This is a genomic window from Pseudogulbenkiania sp. NH8B (genome assembly GCF_000283535.1).
In the GTDB taxonomy this organism is placed as follows: domain Bacteria; phylum Pseudomonadota; class Gammaproteobacteria; order Burkholderiales; family Chromobacteriaceae; genus Pseudogulbenkiania; species Pseudogulbenkiania ferrooxidans.
The window spans coordinates 4,085,695-4,107,750 of the sequence record NC_016002.1 but is presented as its reverse complement, the minus strand read 5'-3'; the positions used below and the strand labels follow the sequence as shown (position 1 = coordinate 4,107,750).

Annotated in this window: 30 protein-coding genes and 1 other RNA gene; 13 read left to right on the top strand and 18 right to left on the bottom strand. The window is 68.0% G+C overall.

Translation table 11 applies throughout. The features are described 5' to 3' along the window. Positions 1-14 precede the first annotated feature (14 nt). Genes cobS through cobT form a run of 3 tightly spaced genes read right to left on the bottom strand, consistent with a single transcriptional unit; the run spans position 15 to position 2,373 of the window. On the bottom strand, positions 15-740 hold the full coding sequence (gene cobS, locus NH8B_RS19035; RefSeq protein WP_041703161.1) for an adenosylcobinamide-GDP ribazoletransferase: 726 nt from the start codon (positions 738-740) through the stop codon (positions 15-17). Further along, complete coding sequence (locus NH8B_RS19030; RefSeq protein WP_014088703.1) at positions 728-1,330, bottom strand: histidine phosphatase family protein; 603 nt, start codon at positions 1,328-1,330, stop codon at positions 728-730. Before NH8B_RS19030 ends, cobS begins: the two co-directional genes overlap by 13 nt. Beyond that, a complete protein-coding gene (gene cobT, locus NH8B_RS19025) occupies positions 1,327-2,373 on the bottom strand; it encodes a nicotinate-nucleotide--dimethylbenzimidazole phosphoribosyltransferase (protein ID WP_014088702.1) in 1,047 nt (348 codons plus the stop codon). The genes NH8B_RS19030 and cobT overlap by 4 nt, the downstream gene beginning before the upstream one ends. Before the next feature lie 180 nt (positions 2,374-2,553). Here cobT and cobU point away from each other — a divergent pair, with 180 nt between their 5' ends. The 5 genes from cobU (at position 2,554) to NH8B_RS19005 (ending at position 4,557) form a co-directional block, all read left to right on the top strand. After that, positions 2,554-3,156: a bifunctional adenosylcobinamide kinase/adenosylcobinamide-phosphate guanylyltransferase gene (gene cobU, locus NH8B_RS19020; RefSeq protein WP_014088701.1), complete on the top strand. Its 603-nt coding sequence runs from the start codon at positions 2,554-2,556 to the stop codon at positions 3,154-3,156. A 32-nt stretch (positions 3,157-3,188) separates the two neighbouring features. Beyond that, complete coding sequence (locus NH8B_RS19015) at positions 3,189-3,398, top strand: hypothetical protein (RefSeq protein WP_008952033.1); 210 nt, start codon at positions 3,189-3,191, stop codon at positions 3,396-3,398. Then, entirely contained in the window at positions 3,395-3,706 is a 312-nt protein-coding gene (locus NH8B_RS19010; RefSeq protein WP_008952034.1) for a cell division protein ZapA, read from the top strand. Before NH8B_RS19015 ends, NH8B_RS19010 begins: the two co-directional genes overlap by 4 nt. Positions 3,707-3,736: 30 nt before the next feature. Next, positions 3,737-3,920: non-coding RNA, 6S RNA (gene ssrS / locus NH8B_RS20295), on the top strand. Positions 3,921-3,954: 34 nt separating this feature from the next. Further along, a complete protein-coding gene (locus NH8B_RS19005; protein WP_014088699.1) occupies positions 3,955-4,557 on the top strand; it encodes a 5-formyltetrahydrofolate cyclo-ligase in 603 nt (200 codons plus the stop codon). Positions 4,558-4,604: 47 nt separating this feature from the next. On the opposite strand, the gene NH8B_RS19000 is transcribed toward NH8B_RS19005, so the two are convergent. The 3 genes from NH8B_RS19000 to NH8B_RS21095 all read right to left on the bottom strand — a co-directional run bounded on the left by NH8B_RS19000 (position 4,605) and on the right by NH8B_RS21095 (position 5,392). Further along, entirely contained in the window at positions 4,605-4,778 is a 174-nt protein-coding gene (locus NH8B_RS19000; protein ID WP_014088698.1) for a hypothetical protein, read from the bottom strand. Positions 4,779-4,927: 149 nt separating this feature from the next. Beyond that, entirely contained in the window at positions 4,928-5,125 is a 198-nt protein-coding gene (locus NH8B_RS18995; protein ID WP_051002178.1) for a hypothetical protein, read from the bottom strand. A gap of 126 nt (positions 5,126-5,251) precedes the next feature. Beyond that, positions 5,252-5,392 carry a hypothetical protein gene (locus NH8B_RS21095; RefSeq protein ID WP_173387088.1) on the bottom strand — a complete coding sequence of 47 codons (141 nt, stop codon included), beginning with the start codon at positions 5,390-5,392 and terminating at the stop codon, positions 5,252-5,254. Positions 5,393-5,671: 279 nt separating this feature from the next. Between NH8B_RS21095 and NH8B_RS18990 the strand changes: the two genes are divergently transcribed. The 7 genes from NH8B_RS18990 to NH8B_RS18960 all read left to right on the top strand — a co-directional run bounded on the left by NH8B_RS18990 (position 5,672) and on the right by NH8B_RS18960 (position 12,980). Next, the gene (locus tag NH8B_RS18990; RefSeq protein ID WP_014088696.1) at positions 5,672-6,130 is read left to right on the top strand and encodes an EVE domain-containing protein; all 459 of its coding nucleotides are present in this window, start codon (positions 5,672-5,674) and stop codon (positions 6,128-6,130) included. Next, complete coding sequence (locus NH8B_RS18985) at positions 6,130-6,936, top strand: sulfite exporter TauE/SafE family protein (RefSeq protein ID WP_014088695.1); 807 nt, start codon at positions 6,130-6,132, stop codon at positions 6,934-6,936. The genes NH8B_RS18990 and NH8B_RS18985 overlap by 1 nt, the downstream gene beginning before the upstream one ends. Positions 6,937-7,020: 84 nt before the next feature. Beyond that, on the top strand, positions 7,021-7,962 hold the full coding sequence (pip, locus tag NH8B_RS18980) for a prolyl aminopeptidase (protein WP_014088694.1): 942 nt from the start codon (positions 7,021-7,023) through the stop codon (positions 7,960-7,962). Positions 7,963-8,201: 239 nt separating this feature from the next. Further along, a complete protein-coding gene (gene leuS, locus NH8B_RS18975; protein WP_014088693.1) occupies positions 8,202-10,820 on the top strand; it encodes a leucine--tRNA ligase in 2,619 nt (872 codons plus the stop codon). Between the two features lie 190 nt (positions 10,821-11,010). Beyond that, positions 11,011-11,541 carry an LPS-assembly lipoprotein LptE gene (gene lptE / locus NH8B_RS18970; RefSeq protein ID WP_014088692.1) on the top strand — a complete coding sequence of 177 codons (531 nt, stop codon included), beginning with the start codon at positions 11,011-11,013 and terminating at the stop codon, positions 11,539-11,541. Further along, positions 11,522-12,526 carry a DNA polymerase III subunit delta gene (gene holA / locus NH8B_RS18965; protein WP_014088691.1) on the top strand — a complete coding sequence of 335 codons (1,005 nt, stop codon included), beginning with the start codon at positions 11,522-11,524 and terminating at the stop codon, positions 12,524-12,526. Before lptE ends, holA begins: the two co-directional genes overlap by 20 nt. A gap of 166 nt (positions 12,527-12,692) precedes the next feature. Continuing rightward, entirely contained in the window at positions 12,693-12,980 is a 288-nt protein-coding gene (locus tag NH8B_RS18960) for a hypothetical protein (RefSeq protein ID WP_014088690.1), read from the top strand. 29 nt (positions 12,981-13,009) lie between these two features. On the opposite strand, the gene NH8B_RS18955 is transcribed toward NH8B_RS18960, so the two are convergent. After that, the gene (locus NH8B_RS18955; RefSeq protein WP_041703158.1) at positions 13,010-13,747 is read right to left on the bottom strand and encodes a lytic transglycosylase domain-containing protein; all 738 of its coding nucleotides are present in this window, start codon (positions 13,745-13,747) and stop codon (positions 13,010-13,012) included. Between the two features lie 105 nt (positions 13,748-13,852). On the opposite strand from NH8B_RS18955, the gene NH8B_RS18950 reads away from it, so the two are divergent. Continuing rightward, the gene (locus NH8B_RS18950; protein WP_014088688.1) at positions 13,853-14,245 is read left to right on the top strand and encodes a YidB family protein; all 393 of its coding nucleotides are present in this window, start codon (positions 13,853-13,855) and stop codon (positions 14,243-14,245) included. Between the two features lie 215 nt (positions 14,246-14,460). Here NH8B_RS18950 and NH8B_RS18945 read toward each other — a convergent pair whose 3' ends face one another. The 11 genes from NH8B_RS18945 to NH8B_RS18900 form a co-directional block, all read right to left on the bottom strand. Further along, positions 14,461-14,979 carry a YcnI family protein gene (locus NH8B_RS18945; protein WP_014088687.1) on the bottom strand — a complete coding sequence of 173 codons (519 nt, stop codon included), beginning with the start codon at positions 14,977-14,979 and terminating at the stop codon, positions 14,461-14,463. A gap of 150 nt (positions 14,980-15,129) precedes the next feature. Beyond that, positions 15,130-15,600 (bottom strand): 23S rRNA (pseudouridine(1915)-N(3))-methyltransferase RlmH, encoded by a 471-nt coding sequence (rlmH, locus tag NH8B_RS18940; protein WP_014088686.1) that lies wholly within the window; start codon positions 15,598-15,600, stop codon positions 15,130-15,132. 90 nt (positions 15,601-15,690) lie between these two features. Next, positions 15,691-16,059 carry a ribosome silencing factor gene (rsfS, locus tag NH8B_RS18935; RefSeq protein ID WP_008952050.1) on the bottom strand — a complete coding sequence of 123 codons (369 nt, stop codon included), beginning with the start codon at positions 16,057-16,059 and terminating at the stop codon, positions 15,691-15,693. Between the two features lie 78 nt (positions 16,060-16,137). Continuing rightward, positions 16,138-16,779: a nicotinate-nucleotide adenylyltransferase gene (gene nadD / locus NH8B_RS18930; protein ID WP_014088685.1), complete on the bottom strand. Its 642-nt coding sequence runs from the start codon at positions 16,777-16,779 to the stop codon at positions 16,138-16,140. Then, on the bottom strand, positions 16,776-17,354 hold the full coding sequence (locus tag NH8B_RS18925; protein WP_014088684.1) for a beta-class carbonic anhydrase: 579 nt from the start codon (positions 17,352-17,354) through the stop codon (positions 16,776-16,778). The genes nadD and NH8B_RS18925 overlap by 4 nt, the downstream gene beginning before the upstream one ends. A 122-nt stretch (positions 17,355-17,476) precedes the next feature. Next, entirely contained in the window at positions 17,477-17,923 is a 447-nt protein-coding gene (locus NH8B_RS18920; protein WP_014088683.1) for a GNAT family N-acetyltransferase, read from the bottom strand. A gap of 20 nt (positions 17,924-17,943) precedes the next feature. Continuing rightward, positions 17,944-19,296 carry an acetyl-CoA carboxylase biotin carboxylase subunit gene (gene accC, locus NH8B_RS18915; protein ID WP_014088682.1) on the bottom strand — a complete coding sequence of 451 codons (1,353 nt, stop codon included), beginning with the start codon at positions 19,294-19,296 and terminating at the stop codon, positions 17,944-17,946. Further along, positions 19,286-19,417, bottom strand: coding sequence for a hypothetical protein (locus tag NH8B_RS21320; RefSeq protein WP_255345164.1), 132 nt, complete (start codon positions 19,415-19,417; stop codon positions 19,286-19,288). Before NH8B_RS21320 ends, accC begins: the two co-directional genes overlap by 11 nt. 20 nt (positions 19,418-19,437) lie before the next feature. Beyond that, on the bottom strand, positions 19,438-19,884 hold the full coding sequence (gene accB, locus NH8B_RS18910; RefSeq protein ID WP_014088681.1) for an acetyl-CoA carboxylase biotin carboxyl carrier protein: 447 nt from the start codon (positions 19,882-19,884) through the stop codon (positions 19,438-19,440). Positions 19,885-19,949: 65 nt separating this feature from the next. Beyond that, positions 19,950-21,176, bottom strand: a complete 1,227-nt coding sequence (locus NH8B_RS18905; protein ID WP_014088680.1) for an MFS transporter — start codon at positions 21,174-21,176, stop codon at positions 19,950-19,952. A 34-nt stretch (positions 21,177-21,210) separates the two neighbouring features. Next, entirely contained in the window at positions 21,211-22,008 is a 798-nt protein-coding gene (locus tag NH8B_RS18900; protein WP_014088679.1) for a putative hydro-lyase, read from the bottom strand. Positions 22,009-22,056: the final 48 nt, after the last annotated feature.

Sequence of the window (22,056 nt, the reverse complement as noted above, 5' to 3'; positions counted from 1 at the left end):
CCCGGCACCGGGGTTCAGAACGCGGTGGCGACGACCAGCAGCACCAGCAGCACGATCTCGCTGCACTCCACACCGGCACCGAGGCAGTCGCCGCTCATGCCGCCGACGCGTTGCGCCAGGAAACGGCGCCAGCCCCACAGCGCCAGCGGCGCCAGCAGCAGGGCCGGGGCGAGCAGCGCGGAGAGCAGCGCGAGCGCGGCGGCGCCCAGCGCCAAGGCGCGCCAGTCGGGCTTGCCGGCGAACAGCGCGGCGCTGCCGGCAGCCAGCGGCGGCAGGGAGACTGACCACCAGACCGCACCGAGGCGGGCCCAGGCCGGCAGCAGCAGCAGCCCCCACAGGTTGGCTGAGGATTTGGCGAGCAGCATCAGCAGCACCAGCTTGGCAATCAGCGCCAGCACCAGCGCGATCACGCCGAAGCTGCCGACGTGCGGCTCCTTCATCACCGCCAGCATGCGCTCGCGCGAACGGTGCGCGGCGCCCAGACCGTCGGCCAGGTCCGCCAGGCCGTCCAGATGCAGCCCGCCGCTGACCCAGACCCACGCGCCCAGCGCGGCGAGCGCCCCGAGCCACGGGTCGACGCGCGTGCCCAGCCACAGCGCCGCCGCCAGCAGGGCGCCGATCAGCGCGCCAACCACGGTGAACCAGCGCGCGCTGTCGGCCAGCCACTCCGGGCGGTATTCCTCGAGCGCCGGGGTGGGCAGCCGGGTGAGGAACTGCAGCGCCAGGATCAGTCCGCGCATGGCGGCTCCAGGCGCAGCAGGTAAGCGGGGTGGCCGTCGAGAATGGAGAGCTGGGCGAAGCCGCCACGCTGTACCGTCAACAGCCGCGCCACGTTGAAGCCGGTGCCGAGCAGCTCGGCCAAGAGCACGGTGATCACGCCGCCGTGGCTTACCAGCACGCGGTGGCTGCCGCGCGCCTCGCTCATCCAGCCGGCAAAACCGGCCAGCACGCGGGTGCGGAAGGTGTCGAAGTCCTCGCCGCCGGGGGCGTCGAGCGAGCCTTCGGCCAACCTTTGGCTCCAGTCGGGGTGGCGCGCCGCCAGCTCGGCGAGCGCCATGCCGTCCCAGGTGCCGAAGTCGCACTCGGCCAGCCGCTCGTCCAGCTTGAGCGGCACGCCGCCGGCGAGCGCCTGCTGCACGGCGAATTCGCGGCAGCGCTTGAGCGGCGAGCTGGCGATGGCGGTGACCGGCGCCAGGGCGTTGACGCGCTGCCAGCTGGCGGCGAGCTGGCGCCGGCCGCGCTCGTTCAACGCCAGGTCGAGGCGGCCCACCAGCCGCCCCTCGTGGTCGATGTCGCCGTGGCGCAGCAAGGTCAGCGTGTACGGGTTCACTCGGCCTTTTCCGACACGCCGGCCTCGGCGAAGGTGGCCATCTCGTTGTGCAGCAGGATCGCCGACTGCAGCAGCGGCAGGCACAGCGCGGCGCCGGAACCCTCGCCCAGGCGCAGGCCGAGTTCCACCAGCGGCGTCAGGCCCAGGGTTTCCAGCGCGATGCCGTGGCCGGTTTCCTGCGAGCGGTGGCTGGCGATCAGCCAGTCGGCCACCGCCGGCTGCAGCGCCTTGGCCACCAGCGCGGCGGCGCTGGTGATGAAACCGTCCACCAGCGACGGCACGCCCAGCGCGGCGCCTTCCAGGTAGAAGCCGGCGATGGCGGCGATTTCCAGCCCGCCCAGCTCGGCCAGCACCTCCAGCGCCGCCAGCTCACGCCCGGCCAGCCGCGCCAGCGCGTCCACCACCACCTGGCGTTTGAGCGCCAGGCCGGCGTCGTCGACCCCGGTGCCGCGGCCGACCACGATCTCCGGCGCGGCGCCGGACAGGCGGCAGATCAGCGCCGCCGACGGCGTGGTGTTGCCGATGCCCATGTCGCCGGCCACCAGCAGGTTGGCGCCCGCTTCCACGGCGCGGCGTGCGGCGTCCCGTCCCACCGCCAGTGCGGCTTCCGCCTCGGCCAGGGAGAGCGCGGCCTCGCGGCGCAGGTTGGCCGAAGCGCGGCGCACCTTGGCGTGCACGATGGGCAGGCCGCTGAGATCGCCGGCCACGCCGGCGTCGACCACCTCGAGCCGGGCACCGTGCTGGCGCGCCAGCACGCAGATCGCCGCGCCGCCGGCGGCGAAGTTCTTCACCATCTCGGCGGTCACCGCCTGCGGGAAGGCGGACACGCCTTCGTCCGTCACGCCGTGGTCGGCGGCGAACAGCGTGATCGCCGGCCGCAGCAGTGCCGGCTGCACCTTGCCTTGCCAGCCGGCAAAGCGGCAGGCCAGCGCTTCCAGTTGGCCGAGGCTGCCGGCCGGTTTGGTCAGGGTGTCCTGGCGGGCGCGAGCCAGGGCGGCGGAGGCCGCATCGGGAGCGGCAATGGGGGAGAGGAATGTCGTCATGGGCGAGACCTTAAGCCAAGCCCGGGGTCACGGCAACAGAGGCGTACCGGCCACGGGGGCAGTTTGTCGGGAAAGCGTGGGTAGCGGCGGGTATAATAGCGCCGCGGCCGCCGTCCGTATCTACACCGGATGGCCAAGCGTCCCGCCGCGCCCCCTTTTTCATCAGCAGATCATCCCGCCATGACCCATCTCATCAGCGGCGGCGCGCGCTCCGGCAAGAGCCGCTTCGCCGAACAGCTGGCGCTGGCCCACCCGGGGCCGGTCGCCTACGTCGCCACCGCCGCGGTGGCGGACGCCGACTTCGCGGCGCGCGTCGCGCTGCACCGGGAGCGCCGTCCGGCCCACTGGGCCCTGTGCGAGGCCGAACGCGGCCTGGCCGCCGTGCTGGAGAGCGCCGCCGCCGCCGACACCCTGTTGCTGGTCGATTGCCTCGGCATGTGGCTGATGCGCTTCTGCCTCGACGACGGCCTCGACGAGGCCGATTTCGCGCGTGAAAAGGCGGCCCTGCTGCACGCCCTGGCCACGCTGCCCGGCGAGATCGTGCTGGTCAGCAACGAGATCGGCTGGGGCGTGGTGCCGCTGGGGCGGCTGTCACGCCGTTTCGTCGATGAGCTGGGGCGGCTCAACCAGGATATCGCGGCCCTTTGCGAGCGCGTTACGCTGGTCGCCTGCGGTCTGCCGCTGGTGTTGAAGGCTCCGCCCGAGGGCGCCGCCAGTCCCGCATTCCTGGCCGCCGCGAGCGGTTGTACCGCCCCCGAGACAGCGGCGCCCGGCGGGGTTTGACGCCCTGCCGAGGCTTGGCTATCCTCGCCGCCATGGACAAAGAACTTGAATATCTGGAATCCCGGGTAGCGGCGCTGATCGCCCGCATCCGCGAGCTGGAAGCACAGAACGGTCGCTTTGCCGAGGCGCTGGCGCAGGCCTTGAAGGAAAATGCCGAACTGCACTTCCGCGTCGAGGAAACCAAGACCCGGGTGGCGGCGCTGATCGAGCGGCTGCCCAAAGCCGAGGAAAATGAGGCATGAGTGAGGTAGTTCAGGTCGATATCGAACTGCTGGGACGGCAGTTCACCGTAGGAACGCCGCTGGCCGAGCGTGACACCCTGCTGCAGGCGGTGCAGCTGATCTCCGACAAGATCAACACCATCAAGGGACAGGGGCGCATCGTCGACGCCGACAAGATCGCCATCATGGCCGCGCTCAATATCGCCCACGATCTGCTGAAAACAAAAGTGGGGGGTGGCTTGGAGATGGCCGAGTTTCAGCGTAAAATACGAACCATGAGTGAAGCAGCCGATGCGGCGCTTCAACAAAGTCAGCACTCGCTGGGTTAAACGGCGAAGCTGACGCAGCACAGATCAGTTCATCCCCTGCGGTGTTCGTGACGGCTCAAAAATTCCTTTGAACCAATGCGTTCGCTTTGGTTGCCAGCATCTACCGTGCGGGTGCGCGCGTCCCACTGACGGATGTGCCCGATGCACGAGGCAGGCGACCCCCTGGAAACAGGGTTCAAGCGAATTTTGCCCGAACGGCACTCGCGGGGGGCTCTCCCTTCCATTCCATCGTGACCACTTCCGTGTCCATGACCCCCGACGACAAGCATGCCCTGCGCCGCGCCATCCGTCGTGCCCGCATGGCCTTGCCGCGCGCCTATCGTCAGGCCGCTGCCGAGGCGGTGGCGCGCCATGCCCGACGCTTCCTGGCACGCGGCCGGCGCATCGGCGGCTATCTCGCGGCCGGTTCCGAACTCGACCTCGAGCCGCTGATGAGCGCCGCGCTGTTCCGTGGCGCCGTGCTGTTCCTGCCGCAAATTCCGGATCGCGGCCGCCGGCTGTGGTTTTCCCGACTGGGCACGGCCAACCGCTGGAGCCGCCACCCGCGCTACGGCATCGCCGAGTACCATGGCCCGGTACTGCGCGCCCACAAGCTGGACGTGCTGTTCGTGCCGCTGTTGGGGGTGGACGAGGAAGGCTATCGGCTGGGGCAGGGGGGCGGCTTCTACGATACCACGCTGGCGTTCCGGCACCGTCAGGTGCACCGCCGCCGCCCGCTGCTGGTGGGGGTGGCGTACGACTGCCAGCGCGTGGCGCGGGTGCCCCGCGAGCCGTGGGACGTGCAGCTGGACTACCTGGTGACCGAGTCGGGACTACACCGCTTTCCGCGGCAAGCGGCCGTCGGCCCATAAACGAAAAAAGGCCGCACTTGCGGCCTTTTTTCTGTCTCGGGCGGGGATCAGCAGCGGCCTTTCATGGCCTGCCCCGGCGGACAGAAGCCACCGCCGCCGTAGGCGGGCTCGACCACGGCGGGTTCGAGGACGACGGGGGCGCGCACGCGGACGTGGGCGGGCTCGACGACACAGGCCGACAGGCTGCCGGCGGCAATCAGGGCAAACAGTAAGGTTTTCATATTATGGTCTCCAGCGGCGGCGTGGCCGACACCGCCCAGGGTTGGTGAGGCAGAGTGGTGATGCAAGGTGACACGTTCGGCTCCGCCGCTAGGCCCGGATGGCGGGCCGCACCGGCAAGAGCCATCCAGGGAGCGGCCGTGCCGCTTGGTTAATTATCGTCGTCGTCATCATGGCGTTCGTGCCGGTGATGGCGGTATTCCTCGCCGCCATAGCCACCATAATAGGTCGGTGCGACGATCACCCCCGGTTCGAGTACGATGGGCGAACGCACCCGGACGTGGGCCGGCTCGACAACGCAGGCCGACAGGCTGCCGGCGGCAATCAGGACAAGCAACAGGTTTTTCATATCATATTCTAGGGGGATGGCGCCCGGATCGCTGCCACCCGATGGTTGTGAGATTGTCGAGGAGCCCTCTGGCGCTAGCGTGTTCGGGAGCGGGCGATGCTTGATGTCTGCCGCGGTAACCGACCGTCAGCGGCGCCAGCCGCCCCAGCCATCGTAGTCGCGATGGTGATAGTCATGATCGTAGCCACGATCATGATAGGGGTACAAAGGCCGGACCACGCAGCCCGACAAGGTGGCGGTCACCAAAACGAGAATCAGGGCTTTCATGAGGGAGTCTCCTCGGTGCTGCCGGTGAGCGCGCTCGTTGCGTAAAGCCGGCGCGCTGCGCACAATTAATATGCCGGCAGAAGGTGCAATTCGAGCATAATCGAAGCTTCCGCCCGCCGGATACCCGAAAATTGCTAACAATTATTAAGTGGTTGTTGTGATAGAAGGTGCGTTTTGCCGGTCCGGGCGAGCGGGCGGCGTGACGATTCCGTGCCCTGCGACCGCCTCCGCCCTTGCCGGCCGCCGTTCCCGGCGACAGACGACAGACATAGGTTTTCCATGCGTTACTGGCTGATGAAATCGGAGCCCGACGAGGTCTCCATCGACCATCTCGCCGCCCGGCCGGGGCAGGCTTTCGAGTGGACCGGCGTGCGCAACTACCAGGCGCGCAACTTCATGCGCGACGCCATGCAGCCGGGCGACCGCGTGTTGTTCTGGCATTCCAGTTGCCCCGAGCCCGGTATTGCCGGCCTCGCCGAAGTGGTGACGCCGGCCCATGCCGATTCCTCGCAGTTCGACCCCGACAGCCCTTATTTCGACCCCAAGTCCACGACCGACGCGCCGCGCTGGCTGTGCGTGGACGTGCGTTTCCTGGCTAAGACCCGCCTGCTGTCCCCCGCCGAGTTGCGCGACCACCCGCCGCTCGCCGGGATGACCGTGCTCAAGCGCGGCAACCGTCTGTCCATCACCCCGGTCAGCGCCGACGAGTGGACCTACATCACGGAGCAACTGATCTGATGCTGTCGATTTCCTTGATCCTGGTGTTGCTGGGCTGCGGTGTGCTGGCCGGTTTTCTCGCCGGCCTGCTCGGGGTGGGGGGCGGGCTGGTGATCGTGCCGGTGGTGGTGGGCGTGCTGTCGGCGGCCCGGCTCGGCGGCGAACACGTGCAGCATCTGGCGGTGGGCACCTCGCTGGCGGTGATGGTGTTCACCAGCTTCTCCAGCGTGCTGGCGCACCATCGCAAGGGCGCGGTGAACTGGCGCATCGTGCGCGGCATGGCGCCGGCCATCGTCGCCGGCACCTTCCTCGGCAGCCTGGTCGCCGGTCTGATTCCCGGCCACGTGCTGCGCTGGTTCTTCGTGGTGTACGCCTATCTTGCCGGGCTGCAGCTGTTTTTCGGCGCCAAGCCGGCCGCCAGCCGCGACATGCCGGGGTTGCTCGGGCAGTGCGGCGCGGGCGGCGCGATCGGCATGATTTCCAGCTGGGTCGGCATCGGCGGCGGCTCGATGAGCGTGCCGTTCATGAACTGGTGCAACGTGCCGGTGCACACCGCCATCGCCACCAGCGCGGCGCTGGGTTGGCCGATCGCGGTGTCCGGCGCCATCGGTTACCTGGTGAGCGGCTGGGGCGCGCCCGGCCTGCCCTGGGGCTCGCTGGGCTTCGTCTACCTGCCGGCCACGCTGGCGCTGATGCTGATGACCGTGTTGTGCGCGCCGTTGGGGGCGCGCATGGCGCACGCCTTGCCGGTGGCGGGCCTGAAACGCGCCTTTGCCGTGCTGATGGCGGTGATGGCGTCGCAGATGCTGTACAGCCTGCTGCACTAGTACCTCACTGGTATCACCCCCGTTTTGCGTACCGCACCGGCAGAGTGCGGACGATCACCATCCGAGAATCAAGAGAGAGACATTATGTTGTTCCCCCCGCTCGAGCCTTACGCCTGCGGCATGTTGCCGCTGGACGACCTACACCTGATGTACTGGGAGCAATGCGGCAAGCCCGACGGTGTGCCGGTACTGTACCTGCACGGCGGCCCCGGCGACGGCTGCGCCCCGGCCTGTCGCCAGCTGTTCGATCCGTCGTTCTACCGTGCCGTGCTGTTCGATCAACGTGGCTGCGGCCGTTCGATTCCACGCGGCGAGATCCGCAGCAACACCACCGCGCACCTGCTCGACGACATCGAACAGCTGCGCGAACACCTCGGCATCGAGCGCTGGCTGGTGTGCGGCGGCTCGTGGGGCAGCACGCTGGCGCTGGCCTACGCCGAGGCGCATCCGCAACGCGTCAGCGGCCTGGTGCTGCGCGGCGTGTTCCTCGGTCGCGACGAGGAGATCGACTGGTTCCTGTCCGGCATGGGGCGCTTCTTTCCGGAGGCCGCTCAGCGTTTCGTGGCGCCGGTGCCCGAGGCGGTGCGCGGCGACTTCCTGCAGGCCTACTACCAACACCTGACCGATCCCGAGCCGATGGTGCACCTGGCGGCGGCGCGGCAATGGGCGCAGTACGAGAGCAGCTGTGCCACGTTGCTGCCCAATCCCGATGCGGTGGTGCGCGCCTCGAACGAGTTCAACGCCTTGCCGCTGGCCAGGCTCGAGGCGCATTACTTCAGCCATCGCCTGTTCCTGCCGCACAACCAGCTGTTGAAGAACGTGGAGCGCATCCGCCATATCCCCGGCATCATCGTGCAGGGGCGCTACGACGTGATCTGCCCGCCCAGCTCCGCTTACGAACTGGCGCAGGCCTGGCCGCGCGGCGAGCTGACCATGGTGGAGGGCGCCGGGCATTCGTTGTGGGAGCCCGGCATCCTGCAGGCGGTGACGAGTGCGCTGGTGCGCTTCCAGGCACGGCTGGCGTGATGGTCGGGGGCGTGGCGCGGTCCCGGCGCGGGGCTGGCTGCCCGACCCCCGTCGCCCGTTTCCCCCGCTAACGCCGCGCCGCCACGGGCCGCGGCGGCCAGGCGGGCGAGCCGGTGTTTCGGCCAACGTTGATGGCCGGGGCGAGCTTTTCCTGCGTAGCCCTTCTGCGCCGGCCTCTGGCGCGGCTATAATTGGCCGATTGATTTCTCAGCCTTTTTCCGGATTCCGACAAGATCACCATGCAAGAACATTACAGCCCGCGCGAGATCGAAGCCGACGCGCAACAGAAATGGCAACGCACCGCCGCCTTCAAGGCCGTCGAAGATACCTCGCGCCCCAAGTACTACGCGCTGTCGATGTTCCCCTATCCGTCGGGCAAGCTGCACATGGGCCATGTGCGCAACTACACCATCACCGACGTGCTGGCGCGCTTCAAGCGCTTCCAGGGCTACAACGTGCTGCAGCCGATGGGCTGGGACGCCTTCGGCCTGCCGGCCGAGAACGCCGCGATGAAGAGCGGCGGCGCGCCGGCGGCGTGGACCTACGCCAATATCGACTACATGAAGAAGCAGCTCGACAGCCTGGGCTTCGCGCTCGACTGGGAGCGCGAGCTCGCCACCTGCAAGCCCGACTACTACCGCTGGGAGCAGTGGCTGTTCACTAAGCTGTTCGAGAAGGGCGTGATCTACAAGAAGAACGGCGTGGTGAACTGGGACCCGGTCGACCACACCGTGCTCGCCAACGAACAGGTGATCGACGGCCGTGGCTGGCGCTCGGGCGCGCTGGTGGAAAAGCGCGAAATCCCGATGTATTACTTCGCCATCACCCAGTACGCCGATGAACTGCTCACCAGCCTCGACACGCTCGACGGCTGGCCCGAGCAGGTCAAGACCATGCAGAAGAACTGGATCGGCAAGAGCTTCGGCGCCGAGATCGTGTTCCCGTACGACGAGGCGTCGGTCGGCCACGGTGGCGAGCTGAAGGTCTACACCACCCGCCCGGACACCCTGATGGGCGCCACCTACGTCGCGGTCGCCGCCGAGCATCCGCTGGCGACGCAGGCCGCCGCCAGCCATCCGGAACTGCAGGCCTTCATCGCCGAATGCAAGGCCGGCTCGGTGGCCGAGGCCGACATGGCGACCATGGAGAAGAAGGGCATGCCGACCGGCCTGTCCGTGGTGCATCCGCTGACCGGCGACACGCTGCCGGTGTGGGTCGCCAACTACGTGCTGTGGGGCTACGGCGAAGGCGCGGTGATGGCGGTGCCGGCGCACGACGAGCGCGACTTCGCCTTCGCCAACAAGTACGCGCTGCCGATCAAGCAGGTGATCGCCAAGCGTGACGGCGACAACGACTTCGACGCCACCGTGTGGCGCGAGTGGTACGCCGACAAGGACGACTCGGTCAAGACCGTGAACTCCGGCAAGTACGACGGCCTCGGCTACCAGGCCGCGTTCGACGCCATCGTCGCCGATCTCGCCGCCCAGGCGCACGGCACCAAGAAGACCCAGTACCGCCTGCGCGACTGGGGCATCAGCCGCCAGCGCTACTGGGGCTGCCCGATCCCGATCATCCACTGCCCGTGCTGCGGCGACGTGCCGGTGCCGGCCGATCAGCTGCCGGTGGTGCTGCCGGAGAACGTGGTGCCGGACGGCGCCGGCTCCCCGCTGGCCAAGATGCCGGAATTCTACGAGACCGCGTGTCCCAAGTGCGGCGGCGCGGCCAAGCGTGAAACCGACACCATGGACACCTTCGTCGAGTCGTCGTGGTACTACGCGCGCTACGCCAGCCCCAAGTGCGACACCGCGATGGTGGACAAGCACGCCGCCGACTACTGGCTGCAGGTCGACCAGTACGTGGGCGGCATCGAACACGCCATCCTGCACCTGCTGTACGCGCGCTTCTTCCACAAGCTGATGCGCGACGAGGGCCTGGTGTCGTCCGACGAGCCGTTCAAGAGCCTGCTGACCCAGGGCATGGTGGTGTGCGAGACCTTCTACCGCGACCTGCCGAACGGCTCCAAGGACTGGATCGCGCCGCAGGACGTGGTGCTGGAGCGCGACGGCAAGGGCAAGATCGTCGCCGCCACGCACCGCGTCGACGGCCAGCCGGTGGCCATCGGCGGCATCGAGAAGATGTCCAAGTCGAAGAACAACGGCGTCGACCCGCAGGAATTCATCGAGAAGTACGGTGCCGACACCGCGCGCCTGTTCATGATGTTCGCGGCGCCGCCGGAGCAGAGCCTGGAGTGGTCCGACGCCGGCGTGGAAGGCGCGTTCCGCTTCCTCAAGCGCCTGTGGAAGGTGGTCAAGGACCACACCGACGGCGGCGTGGTGGCGGCCTACCGGGGTGGCGAGCTGGACGCCGGCCTGAAGGAGCTGCGCTTCAAGCTGCACGGCACGATCCAGAAGGTGGCGGACGATTACGGCCGTCGCCAGCAGTTCAACACCGCCATCGCCGCGGTGATGGAGCTGCTCAACACCTACGACAAGGCCGACCGCAGCAGCGATGCCGGCCGCGCCGTGGCGCAGGAAGTGCTGGAAGCGGCGGTGATCCTGCTGTCGCCGATCGTGCCGCACATCACCGATGCGCTGTGGAACGCCCTCCAGCCGGGTAGCGAGCTGCTGGCGCAGGCCTGGCCCAAGGTCGACGAGGCGGCGCTGGTGAAGAGCGAGATCGAGCTGATGGTGCAGGTCAACGGCAAGCTGCGCGGCAGCGTCACCGTGGCCGCCGATGCCGCCAAGGACGCGATCGAGGCCGCCGCCATGGCCAACGACAACGTGCAGAAGTTCATGGAAGGCAAGCCGGCCAAGAAGGTGATCGTGGTGCCGGGCCGTCTGGTCAACATCGTGGTATAAGCACCTGTCCGGGCGTTGTCGCCCGCGGCCTCGGCGCGGAAACCGGAGTGGGCAGGGCGTCCATCACGGTTTCCGCGAGCCGGGCCGCCAAGCCCCGCTCCGGGGCGCGCGACACGCTCCTGAACCGCTTAAGCGGGCCTTCAGGCCCGACGGGCCGGGTTTCCCGGCCTTTTTCTCTGGGGGAAATGGCATGACCCGATTCATCCGCTGGCTGGCCTGCGCCGTGCTGGCCTTCTCGCTCGCGGCCTGCGGCTTCCAGCTGCGCGGCACGGCGGGCTCGACCGTGCACCAGATGCCGTTCACCAGCGTCTACCTTTCCGGCGGCGACGGCAGCCTCAAGCCCTACCTGCGCACCGCACTCAGGCGCCAGCCGCACGTCACGGTGACGGTGTCGGCCAAGGACGCCGAGGCGGCGCTGACCATCACCGAGGAAAAAGTGTCGAAGGACATCCTCACCATCAACAGCGCCGGCAAGGTCAATGAATACCAGCTGATCTACCGTGTCACGGCGCGGCTGAGCAAGCGCGGCGTGGCCTGGGGCCCGGACATGACGGTGATCGTGCGCCGCAGCCTGGGCTATTCGGACAGCGCGATTCTCGGCAAGGAACAGGAAGAAACCCTGCTGTGGAACGACATGCGGCGTGATGCCGCCGAGCAGCTGGTGACCCGCCTCGGTTATCTGAAGGAGGCTCCGGGCGAGCATGCCGGCACTCAGCCCTGACGCCCTGCCCGCCGCGCTGGAGCGCGGCCTGGCGCCGCTCTACCTGATCCACGGCGAAGAGGCGCTGCTGGCGCTGGAGGCGGCCGACGCGCTGCGCCAGGCGGCGCGGGCGCAGGGCTACCTCGAACGCGAGGTGCTGACGGTGGAGGGCGGCTTCGACTGGTCGCAGCTGAGCGAGGCGATGGGCAGCGTGTCGCTGTTCGCCTCGCTCAAGCTGCTGGAGCTGCGTATTCCCGGCGGCAAGCCCGGCAGCGAAGGCGGCGAGGCGTTGCAAAGGTTGGCCGAAGCCCCGCCGGCCGACACCGTGACCCTGGTGATCCTGCCCAAGCTCGAGCGCGTGCAACTCTCCAGCAAGTGGTTCGCCGCGCTGGAAAAGGCCGCGGTGGTGGTGCACGCCGCGGCGGTGAGCCGGCAGCAGCTGCCGGGCTGGATCAGCCGCCGCCTCAAGGCGCAGGGGCTGAGCCTGAGCGAGGAGGCGTTGAGCTTCTTTGCCGACCGCGTCGAAGGCAACCTGCTGGCGGCGCGCCAGGAGGTCGACAAGCTCGCCATCCTCCACCCCGGCGGCAGCCTCGACCTGGACGCCATCCGGGATGCCGTGGCCAACGTGGCGCGTTTCGACGTGTTCCAGCTGTCGGCGGCCTGGCTGGGCGGCGACACGGTGCGGGTGACGCGCATGCTCGACGGCCTGGCGGCGGAGGGCGAGGCGCCGGTGCTGGTGTTGTGGTCGTTCAGCGAAGACGTGCGCATGCTGCTCAAGCTGCGCCAAGGGCTGAAGGATGGCCGCCAGGTGCGCGACCTCACGCGCGAGCTCAAGCTGTGGGGCGACAAGCAGCGCCTGGCCGAGCCGGCGCTGCGCCGCATCGGGCCGCGCACGCTGATGGCGGCGCTGGCCGACTGCGCGCGCATCGACCGCCTGATCAAGGGGGTCGAGCCCGGCGACGCCTGGGCGGCGCTGAAGGCGCTGGGCGCCCGCCTGGCGGCCTGACTTTCCCGTGACGGCACGCTCCCCGCGTGCCGTTTTCTGCTTTTGGTGCGGTGCCGGGTGCTATTTCCACAAAAAATATACGGTTGTCATGGAAACCTATGACGTTTACCATTGTCATTTCAAATGGGCTAGATCCCGAATCTTGAAAATGACATTGGAGTCATGTGTGACTGCGACAGCACAAAATTGGCAGGCCGAAGGCCGCACGCGCAGCAAGATGATGGTGGTCGAGAACATCTATCAAACGCTGGATACCCTGCTGACCGCCGACGATAGCCGGGTGGTCAACTGGGACGGGCGCATCCTGCGCGTGCACAAGTTGAGTTCGCGCAAGGCGACGCAGATCCTGCAGAGCCCGGATGCTTTCCCTGGTCTGCTCGGGGTATTCGACCACCGCGCCACCTATCGCGACCTGGCCGACTCGCTGGGCGATATTCTCGGCGTCCGTCTCTAGCCGCGGCGCCGTTGCCTCTCCGTCGCCGGCTAGAGCCCGGCGGCGTCCGGCGTGAACACGGCGCGCACCCGCGTCCCGCTCTCTCCCCCCTTGCGTTGCTGGTAGGACGCCAGCACCTTGGCCACGTAGTCGCGCGTCTCGCGGAACGGCGGGATGGTATTGCGGTATTTCTGCACGGCGCCCTCGCCGGCATTGTAGGCGGCGATCACCAGCGGCAGGTCGTGGTTGAAGCGTTCCAGCAGGAAGTGCAGGTAGCGTGCCCCGGCCAGGAGATTCTGGCGCGGGTCGGTGAGTGCGGTGATGCCGAAGCGCTTGCCGGTGGCCGGCATCACCTGCATCAGCCCGATGGCGCCCTTGGGCGAGATCGCCAGCGGGTTGTAGGCGGATTCCACCGTGACGATGGAATGCAGCAGCTGGACGTCCAGCCCGAACTCGCGCGCGGTGCGGCTGATCAGCCGGCTGAAGCGTGCCGCCAGCTGCGGGTCGAAGGGCGCGGGGCTGGCCTCGCTGACGCTGACCGGCTCGGGGGGGCGGCTGTCGCTGCTGAGCGTGGCGCCCAGGCCCGGGGTGGTGGCGTCGGCCAGCACGGCGGAACGCTCCGCGGGCTCGGGCGTCGGCGAGCTGCCGCGCTGGAACAACTGGTAGCGTTCGTCGACCGGGTAGTTGGCCAGATGCGCCTGTCCCTGCGCGTCGACGTAGCCGTAAAGATCGGCCCGGGCATAACCGGACACTAGCAGGGCAAACAGCAGCATCAATCTCGGCTTCATAATGAGGGCCCTGTCAGCAACGGTTTGTTAAATATAACTGATTGATTTATTTGCTATTTATACTAGGATCATTGAATTGACTTTCCAAGTAAGCGAGGTGAAAACATGAGCCTGTTCGATCAAGTGACCGGCCTGCTCGGTGGCGAATCCGGCGGCGGATTGCTGGGGGTGGCGCAGGGCCTGCTGGAGCAGAATGGCGGCGTGGCGGGGCTGGTGGAGAAGTTCCAGCAGGGCGGCTTGGGTGACGTCGTGTCCAGCTGGGTGGGAAGTGGCGCCAACCTGGCTGTGTCGCCGGAGCAGATCCAGGCGGTGCTCGGCAACGAGCAGCTGGCGGGGCTGGCGCAATCGCTGGGGATCGATACCGCGCAGCTGTCGCAGCAGCTGGCAGAGCAACTACCGCAGCTGGTGGACAAGCTCACGCCGGGCGGCGAGCTGCCGTCGGGCGATCTGGCGGAGCAGGGGCTGAAGGCGCTGTCGGGGCTGTTCGGCCGCGGCTGATGTGCGCTTGAAGCGCAAGGACGGATCGAGGCTCCCGCGGGAGCCTCGCTGGTTTTGACGCCACACCGGCCCGGCCGTGATCGGTACGACTCTTGGTCTTGGGGCGGTCCTGGCTAGGCGGCACGGCTATCGATGCCGGGAGGCGCCGTGCCAGGCCAGGGTGGTGGGACGGGCGCACGGGATCCTGCCGGGCAGGATGCGGTGCGCTGCGCCGCCTAGTGGCGATGCCCTTCGCCCGGCGCGGTCAGCTTCAGTGCCGCGGCCGGGGTGGGCAGGTCGTGGGCGTCCTGGCCGGCGGCCGGGATGTCGACCCAGCGCGTTTCACCCTTGGCGCAGCGCTGCTCCACCTTGAAGTACAGCGTTGCGCCCGGCGTCTTGGGCAGGCGGGCACGGAAGGCGAATTCGTCGTAGAAATCGTCGGGCAGATTGCCGCCGCTCCAGCTCACCTCGCTGACGTCCTCGCCCACCTGTTCACCGTAGTAGTCGTAGGGCTGGGCCAGCTTGTGCTTCTTCACCGCCAGCGTCCAGCCGGCTTTCGGCATCGGCTTGAGCTTTTCCACCCCGGCCGGGACGATGAGTCGCAGCGCGGTGGTCGGTGCGCCGTCGCAGCCGTGGCCGACGCGCAGCACGCCCTTGTAGCTGCTGCCGGCGTCGGCTTGCGGGGTTTCCAGCGTGATGTGGGCGGAAGCGGCGGCGGCGAACAGCAGCGGCAGCAGGGCGAGGGAGCGGCGCATCGGTGAATTCCTGGTTGAGAATGATTCTTGATGGCGCAGTGTAATCGCCGCGGCCGGGCGGCGGAATGCGACAAACTGTCGCAGCCGTGGCGCGGTTTCCCCGGCGCGGCGGTTCTTTTCATGAGTGCGGCGGCGCGCCGGCCGCCGGCGTCACTCGCGGTGGTAGGGGTGGTTGTTGAGGATGGACAGCGCGCGGTAGAGCTGTTCGGCCAGCAGCACGCGCACCATGCCGTGCGGCATGGTCAGCGCCGACAGTTGCAGCAGGGTGTCGGCGCGTGTCTTGAGCTCGTCCGAGAGACCGTCGGCGCCGCCGATGACGAAGCACAGGTCGTCGCCGCCGGCGAGCCAGTCCTTCATCGCGTGCGCCAGCTGCATCGTGGTCCAGTTGCGGCCGCGCTCGTCCAGTACCACCAGACGGCTGCGCGGCGGGATGGCCGCCATGAGCCGGGCGTGTTCGGCGGCGATGCCCTTTTCCGCGGTGACGCCGCCGCCGCGTTTCTCCGGCTTGATTTCCTTCAGCTCCAGCGTGACGTCGCGGCCGAAGCGCTTGGCGTAGTCCTGGTAGGCCTCGTCGACCCAGCGCGGCATCTTGGTGCCGACGGCGAGAATGGTGATTTTCATGGTGTCAGCAGGCAAAAAGGTTGGCCGAAGCCCGTGTCGCGCCGTGACGCGGGGGCTTCGGCCAACCTTGTCGTTACGTCAGTCGGGCGCTCAGACCACCGACCACGGCTTGCCGCCGGTGGGCAGGAAGGACGGCTTCTGGCCGCCCCACAGCGCTTCGAGGTCGTAGTAGTCGCGCACCGCCGGCAGCATGACGTGGACCACCACGTCGCCGGCATCGACCAGCACCCACTCGCCCGATTCCTGGCCTTCGCTGCCGACGATGTCGACGCCGGCTTCCTTCAGCGTCACCTGCACGTTGTTGGCGAGCGCCTTGACCTGGCGGTTGGAGTCGCCGGTGCAGACGATCATGCGCTGGAACAGCGAGGTGAGGTCGGTGGTGTCGAGTTCGATGATGTCCTTGCCCTTGACGTCTTCCAGGGCTTCCACGGCCAGCTTGGCGATAGCGTTGATATCCATGTTTCCTTCCACAATGAGGGTGGGGCGCTGCCGCGAGGGCAACGCCCGGTATGAGGGGCTCTGGCCTGCCGGGACGGGCTACCGCTGGTAGAGTCCGTGCGCGCGCAGGTAGGCCAGTACCGGGGCGGGGATCAGCGTGCTGACGTCGTCCCCGCGCGCCAGTCTGGCGCGGATGTCGGTGGCGGACAGCGCCACCGGCGGCAAAGCCAAGGGGCGGATTGTACCGGAAGGCGTTCGATTTGGAAAATCAGGGACTTGGCGTGTCTGCCACTCGTGGCGCACGGCGGCGGGAAGGGTGGCCGGATCGAAGCCGGGGCGTAGCGCCACCGCCACGTGCGCCAGCGCGAACAGTTCGTGCCAGCGCCGCCAGCTGTCGAGCGTGGCGAGCGAGTCGCCGCCGATCAGCAGCCACAGCGGCACCTCCTTGCCGAGTTCGGCGCGCACCTCTTCCAGCGTTTCGACGGTGTAGGCCGGGCGCGGCCGGCGCACCTCGCGGTCGTCGGCGACGAGACCGGGACGGCCGGCGATGGCCAGCTCGACCATCGCCAGGCGCTGTGCCGGCGTGGCGTGCGGCGCCTGCGCGCGGTGGTAGGGCTGGCCCGCCGGGATCAGCCGCACCTCGGCCAGGCGGCACTGCTCGCGGAACGCCTCGGCCATGCGCAGGTGGGCGTTGTGGATCGGGTCGAAGGTACCGCCGAACAGCCCGATGGCGTGGGTCATGCGGCCTTGGGCAGGGTGGCGTAGCCGTCGACGATCAGGTCGAGCTGGCCGGTCACCGGGTGGATTACCAGGCCGTGCACCGGCACGTCGCGCGGCATCAGCGGGTGGGCGCGGATGACGCTGACGGTGTGGCGCACGCTGTCCTCGACGTTGTCGAAGCCCTTGAGCCAGCCTTCCAGGTTGATGCCGGCGCTGCGCAGCGTGGCCAGCGTGTCAGCGCTGACGCCGCGCTGGCAGGCGGCGTCGAGGATGCGCGCCGGGTCGATGGCGCTCATGCCGCAGTCACGGTGCGCCACCACGCAGATTTCCTCGGCGCGCAGTTCGTAGATGGCGATCAGCAGGCTGCGCATCACCGAACCCCAGGGGTGGGTGACCAGCGCGCCGGCGTTCTTGATCAGCTTGGCGTCGCCGTTCTTCAGGCCCATCGCCTTGGGCAGCAGTTCCACCAGGCGCGCGTCCATGCAGGCCAGCACGGCGAGGCTCTTGTCGGGAAACTTGTCGGTCTGGAATTGCTCGTATTCGCGGTTGTCGACGAAGCTGCGATTGTGTTCCAGCAAGCTGTTAAGCAGGCCCATGGTGTTCTCCTGTTTCGATGCTTGCCCGCGGGCAGCGGGTGGCTGCACGGGATCTCGGGTGATTGCTCTATTTTGGTCGGCAGCAATGCTACCACGGTTGGCGGCGATGCCAACCCCGTGATTTAGAGGGTTTTGCGCAACATCAACTGGTTCTTGACGTGCTGGTAACCCTGGCGCTGGTAGAAGCGGTGCGCGTCGTGGCGGTGCTCGGCGCTGCGCAGGCTGACACTGGCGATGCCGCGTTGCCGCGCCCATTGCTCGCCGGCGTCCAGCAGCATCGCCCCCAGTCCCTGCCCGCGCCAGTCGGCGCCGATCACCAGCCCGCCGATTTCCACGGTGGGGTCCGCTTCCAGCAGCGTCAGCACGAAAGCGTGGATCCAGCCGCACACCGCCCCATTGTCTTCGACCACGCCGACGAAGTGCTGTTCCGGTGCCGCCAGCAGCGTGGCGCAGCGCGCCGCGAACCGGGCCGGGTCGCACGGGTAGCCCAGTTCGCCGGACAGCGCGGCGAGGGCGTCGATGTCGCCGGCGCGGGCCGGACGCAACAGCAGGACGGGGGTGGTGGACATGGGGCAGTGCTCCTTGCGGGTTACGGTTGGCGGCGGGCGGCCAGCCAGTGCTCCAGGTAGTGGATGCTGGTCCCGCCCTGACTGAAGCCGGGGTCGGCGAACAGCTGCTGATGCAGCGGGATGTTGGTCTTGATGCCGCCGATGGCCAGTTCCGACAGCGCCACGCGCATGCGCGCCATCGCCTGGGCACGGTTGTCGCCGTAGGCGATCAGCTTGCCGACCATCGAGTCGTAGTGCGGCGGCACGGTGCAGCCCTGGTAGATGTGCGAGTCGATGCGGATGCCCGGGCCGCCGGCCGGGTGGTAGCTTTCGATGCGGCCCGGGCTCGGCACGAAGGTGAACGGGTCTTCGGCGTTGAGGCGGCATTCCATGGCGTGTCCCTTGAGCACGACGTCCGCCTGCTTGTAACGCAGTTTCTCGCCCGCAGCAATGCGGATCTGTTCTTGCACGATGTCGATGCCGGTGATCATTTCCGTCACCGGGTGCTCGACCTGGACGCGGGTGTTCATCTCGATGAAGTAGAACTCGCCGTTTTCGAACAGGAATTCGAAGGTGCCGGCGCCGCGGTAGCCGATGCGGCGGCAGGCGTCGGCGCAGGCCTCGCCGATCTGTCGGCGCTGCTTGGCGCTGATGCCCGGAGCCGGCGCCTCCTCGATGACCTTCTGGTGGCGGCGCTGCATCGAGCAGTCGCGCTCGCCCAGATAGATGGCGTGGCCGTGCTGGTCGGCCAGCACCTGGATTTCGATGTGGCGCGGCTGTTCGAGGAACTTCTCCATGTACACCGTCGGGTTGCCGAAGGCGGCACCGGCCTCGCTGCGGGTGGTCTCGACCGAGGTCAGCAGGTCTTGTTCCTGGTGTACCACGCGCATGCCGCGTCCGCCGCCGCCGCCGGCGGCCTTGATGATCACCGGGTAGCCGATGCGGCGCGCCGTGGCGGCAATGGCGCCGGGGTCGTCCGGCAGCGCGCCGTCCGAGCCGGGGACGCAGGGCACGCCGGCGGCGATCATCGACTCCTTGGCCGAGACCTTGTCGCCCATCAGGCGGATGGTATCCGGACGCGGGCCGATGAAGGCGAAGCCGGACTGCTCGACGCGTTCGGCGAAGTCGGCGTTTTCCGACAGGAAGCCGTAGCCGGGGTGGATGGCCTGGGCGTCGGTGACTTCGGCGGCGGCGATCAGCGCCGGCACGTTGAGGTAGCTCTTGGCCGACGGCGCCGGGCCGATGCAGACCGACTCGTCGGCGAGCTTGACGTACTTGGCGTCGCGATCGGCCTCGGAGTGCACCACCACGGTCTTGATGCCCATTTCGCGGCAGGCGCGCTGGATGCGCAGGGCGATCTCGCCGCGATTGGCGATGAGGATTTTATCGAACATGACGGGTCTCCGTGGCGAGATCGCCCGCGCCGCGTACCGCGACGGTGCAATGTGACGGCGTCGTGGTGCTGCCTGGCGGCAGCGGACCGCCGTGGTGGGCGATGAGGATGTGATCGAACATGGCGTACCGTCTTTCTTAGACTATTCGATGACGAACAGCGGTTCGCCGAATTCCACCGGCTGGCCTTCTTCGACCAGGATGGCCTTGAGCACGCCGGCGCGGTCGGCCTCGATCTCGTTCATCAGCTTCATCGCCTCGATGATGCACAGCGTGTCGCCGACCTTGACCGGCTGGCCGACCTCGACGAAGGCGCTGGCCTGCGGGCTGGGGCGGCGGTAGAAGCTGCCCACCATCGGCGACTTGACGGTGTTGGGGTTGGCCGAAGGGCTGGCGGCGGCCGGGGTGGCGGTGGCACTCGCCGGGGCAGCGACCGCTAGCGGAGCCGGCAACGGGTGGGCCGGCGCGGTCATGGCGCCCGGCTGGGTGCGGGTGATGCGGATCTGTTCGCTGCCTGCGCTGATCTCCAGTTCGGCGATGCCGGAGGCCTGCACCAGCTGGATCAGCTGTTTCAACTTGCGTAATTCCATCAATGGGGTCCTGATCGGGAAAAGGGGGCATGACCGGGCGAGGCCCGGTCCGTGAAGGGAGTGGGTTAGTGCAGCGCCTTGCCGCGGGTTTCCGGCAGGAACAGCAGGGTGACGATCACCAGGCCGTAGGCGGCGGCTGCCAGCAGGCCGATGGTTTTGCTGAGCGGCATGGTGGCGCTGAGGATGCCGACCAGGGCCGGGAAGAACGAGCCGGTGCCGCGCCCGAAGTTGTAACAGAAGCCTTGGCCCGAGCCGCGCAGCTGGTGCGGAAACAGCTCGCTCAGGAAGGCCCCGGCGCCGCTGAAGATGCCCGATACGAAGAAGCCCAGCGGGAAGCCGAGCAGCATCATCTGGGCGTCGGTAATGGGAATCTGCATGTAGGTGGTGACGATCAACAGCGACATCAGCGCGAACAGCATGAAGCATTTCTTGCGGCCGAGGTGGTCGGACAGCCAGGCGCTGGTCAGGTAGCCGGCGAACGAGCCGCTGATGATCACCAGCAGGTAGCCGCCGGTGCCCAGCACCGAGAGCTGGCGCTCGGTCTTGAGGAAGGTCGGCAGCCAGGTGGTGATGGTGTAGTAGCCGCCTTGCATCCCCATGATCAGCAGGCTCGCCAGCAGCGTGGTCTTGAGGATGTCCGGCGAGAAGATCGCCAGGAACGAGGTTTTCTCGTTGCTTTCCTGCTCCTGCCGTTTGGCGTGCAGGTACACCTCCGGTTCGGTCAGGTTGCGGCGGATATAGATGATCAAGAGCGCCGGCAGGATGCCCATCCAGAACAGCACGCGCCAGGCCAGTTCCGGCGACAGCGTGGTGTAGATCCAGGCGAAGGCCAGCGCGGCGGCGCCCCAGCCGATCGCCCAGCTGCTTTGCACCAGCCCGACGGCGCGGCCGCGGTAGTGCGAGCGGATGGTTTCGGCGATCAGCACCGAGCCCACCGACCATTCGCCGCCGAAGCCGAAGCCCTGCAGCGCGCGCGCCGCCATCAGCTGGCCCGGGGTCTGGGAGAAACCGCACAGGAAGGTGAACACCGAGAACCAGACCACGGTCCATTGCAGCACCCGCACCCGACCGTAGCGGTCGGCCAGCACGCCGGCGGCCCAGCCGCCGAGCGCCGAGGCCCACAACGTGACGGTGGCGATCAGGCCGGCTTCGGCCTTGCTCATGCTCCAGGCCGTCATCAGGGTGGGGATCAGCATGGTATAGATCATGTAGTCGAAGGCATCGACGGCGTAGCCGCCGAACGAGGCGGTCAGGGTGATCCGCTCGGTGGGGGTGGTATGTTTCAGCCACATCGTTGCAATTCCTCTCAATCTCGAGAACCGGCGCTCACAGCGCGGCAAGGTGGGCGTTCAGCAGATCGGTGATCAGCATCTTGCCGGGCGCATGGGTGATGCAGAACGGTGGCTTGGTGGCGGCGATGACCGACTGCGGGGTGACGCCGCAAGCCCAGAACACCGGGATCTCGTGGTCCCGGATCTCCACCGCGTCGCCGTAGTCGGGACGGGCCAGGTCGGCGATGCCGATCAGGGCCGGATCGCCCAGGTGCACCGGCGCGCCGTGCACGGCGGGGAAGCGCGAGGTGACCTGGATGGCGCGGATGGCCTGGGCCGGCAGCATCGGCCGCATCGACACCACCAGCGGACCGTGGAACGGGCCGGCGGGCTGGGTCGGCATGGTGGTGCGGTACATCGGCACGTTGCAGCCCTGCTCGATGTGGCGCACCGGCACGCCGTTGGCAAGCAGCGCCTCTTCGAAGGAGAACGAGCAGCCGATGGCGAAGGTGACCAGATCGTCGCGCCAGACCTCGTCGAGGTTGTCCGGCTCGGCGATCAGCTCGCCGTCGCGAAATACCCGGTAGCCCGGGACGTCGCGGCGGATGTCGATACCCTGACCGAGCGCCGGCAGGGCGGTGTCGCCGGGCTCGGACACGGCCAGCACGGGGCAGGATTGCGGATTGCGCACGCAGAATTTCAGGAAGTCGTCGGCGTGGCTGGCCGGCAGGATCGCCAGGTTGGCTTGCACGTAGCCCGCCGCGAGGCCGGCGGTCGGCCCGGGATGGTCGCCGCGCCGGATGGCGAGACGTGCCGCCACGCTGGGCCGCGCAGGTTGAAGCGTGATGCTCATCAGGTTTCTCCGTTGTAGATAGCGGGCTTTTTGCCCTGTCGTTTTCTT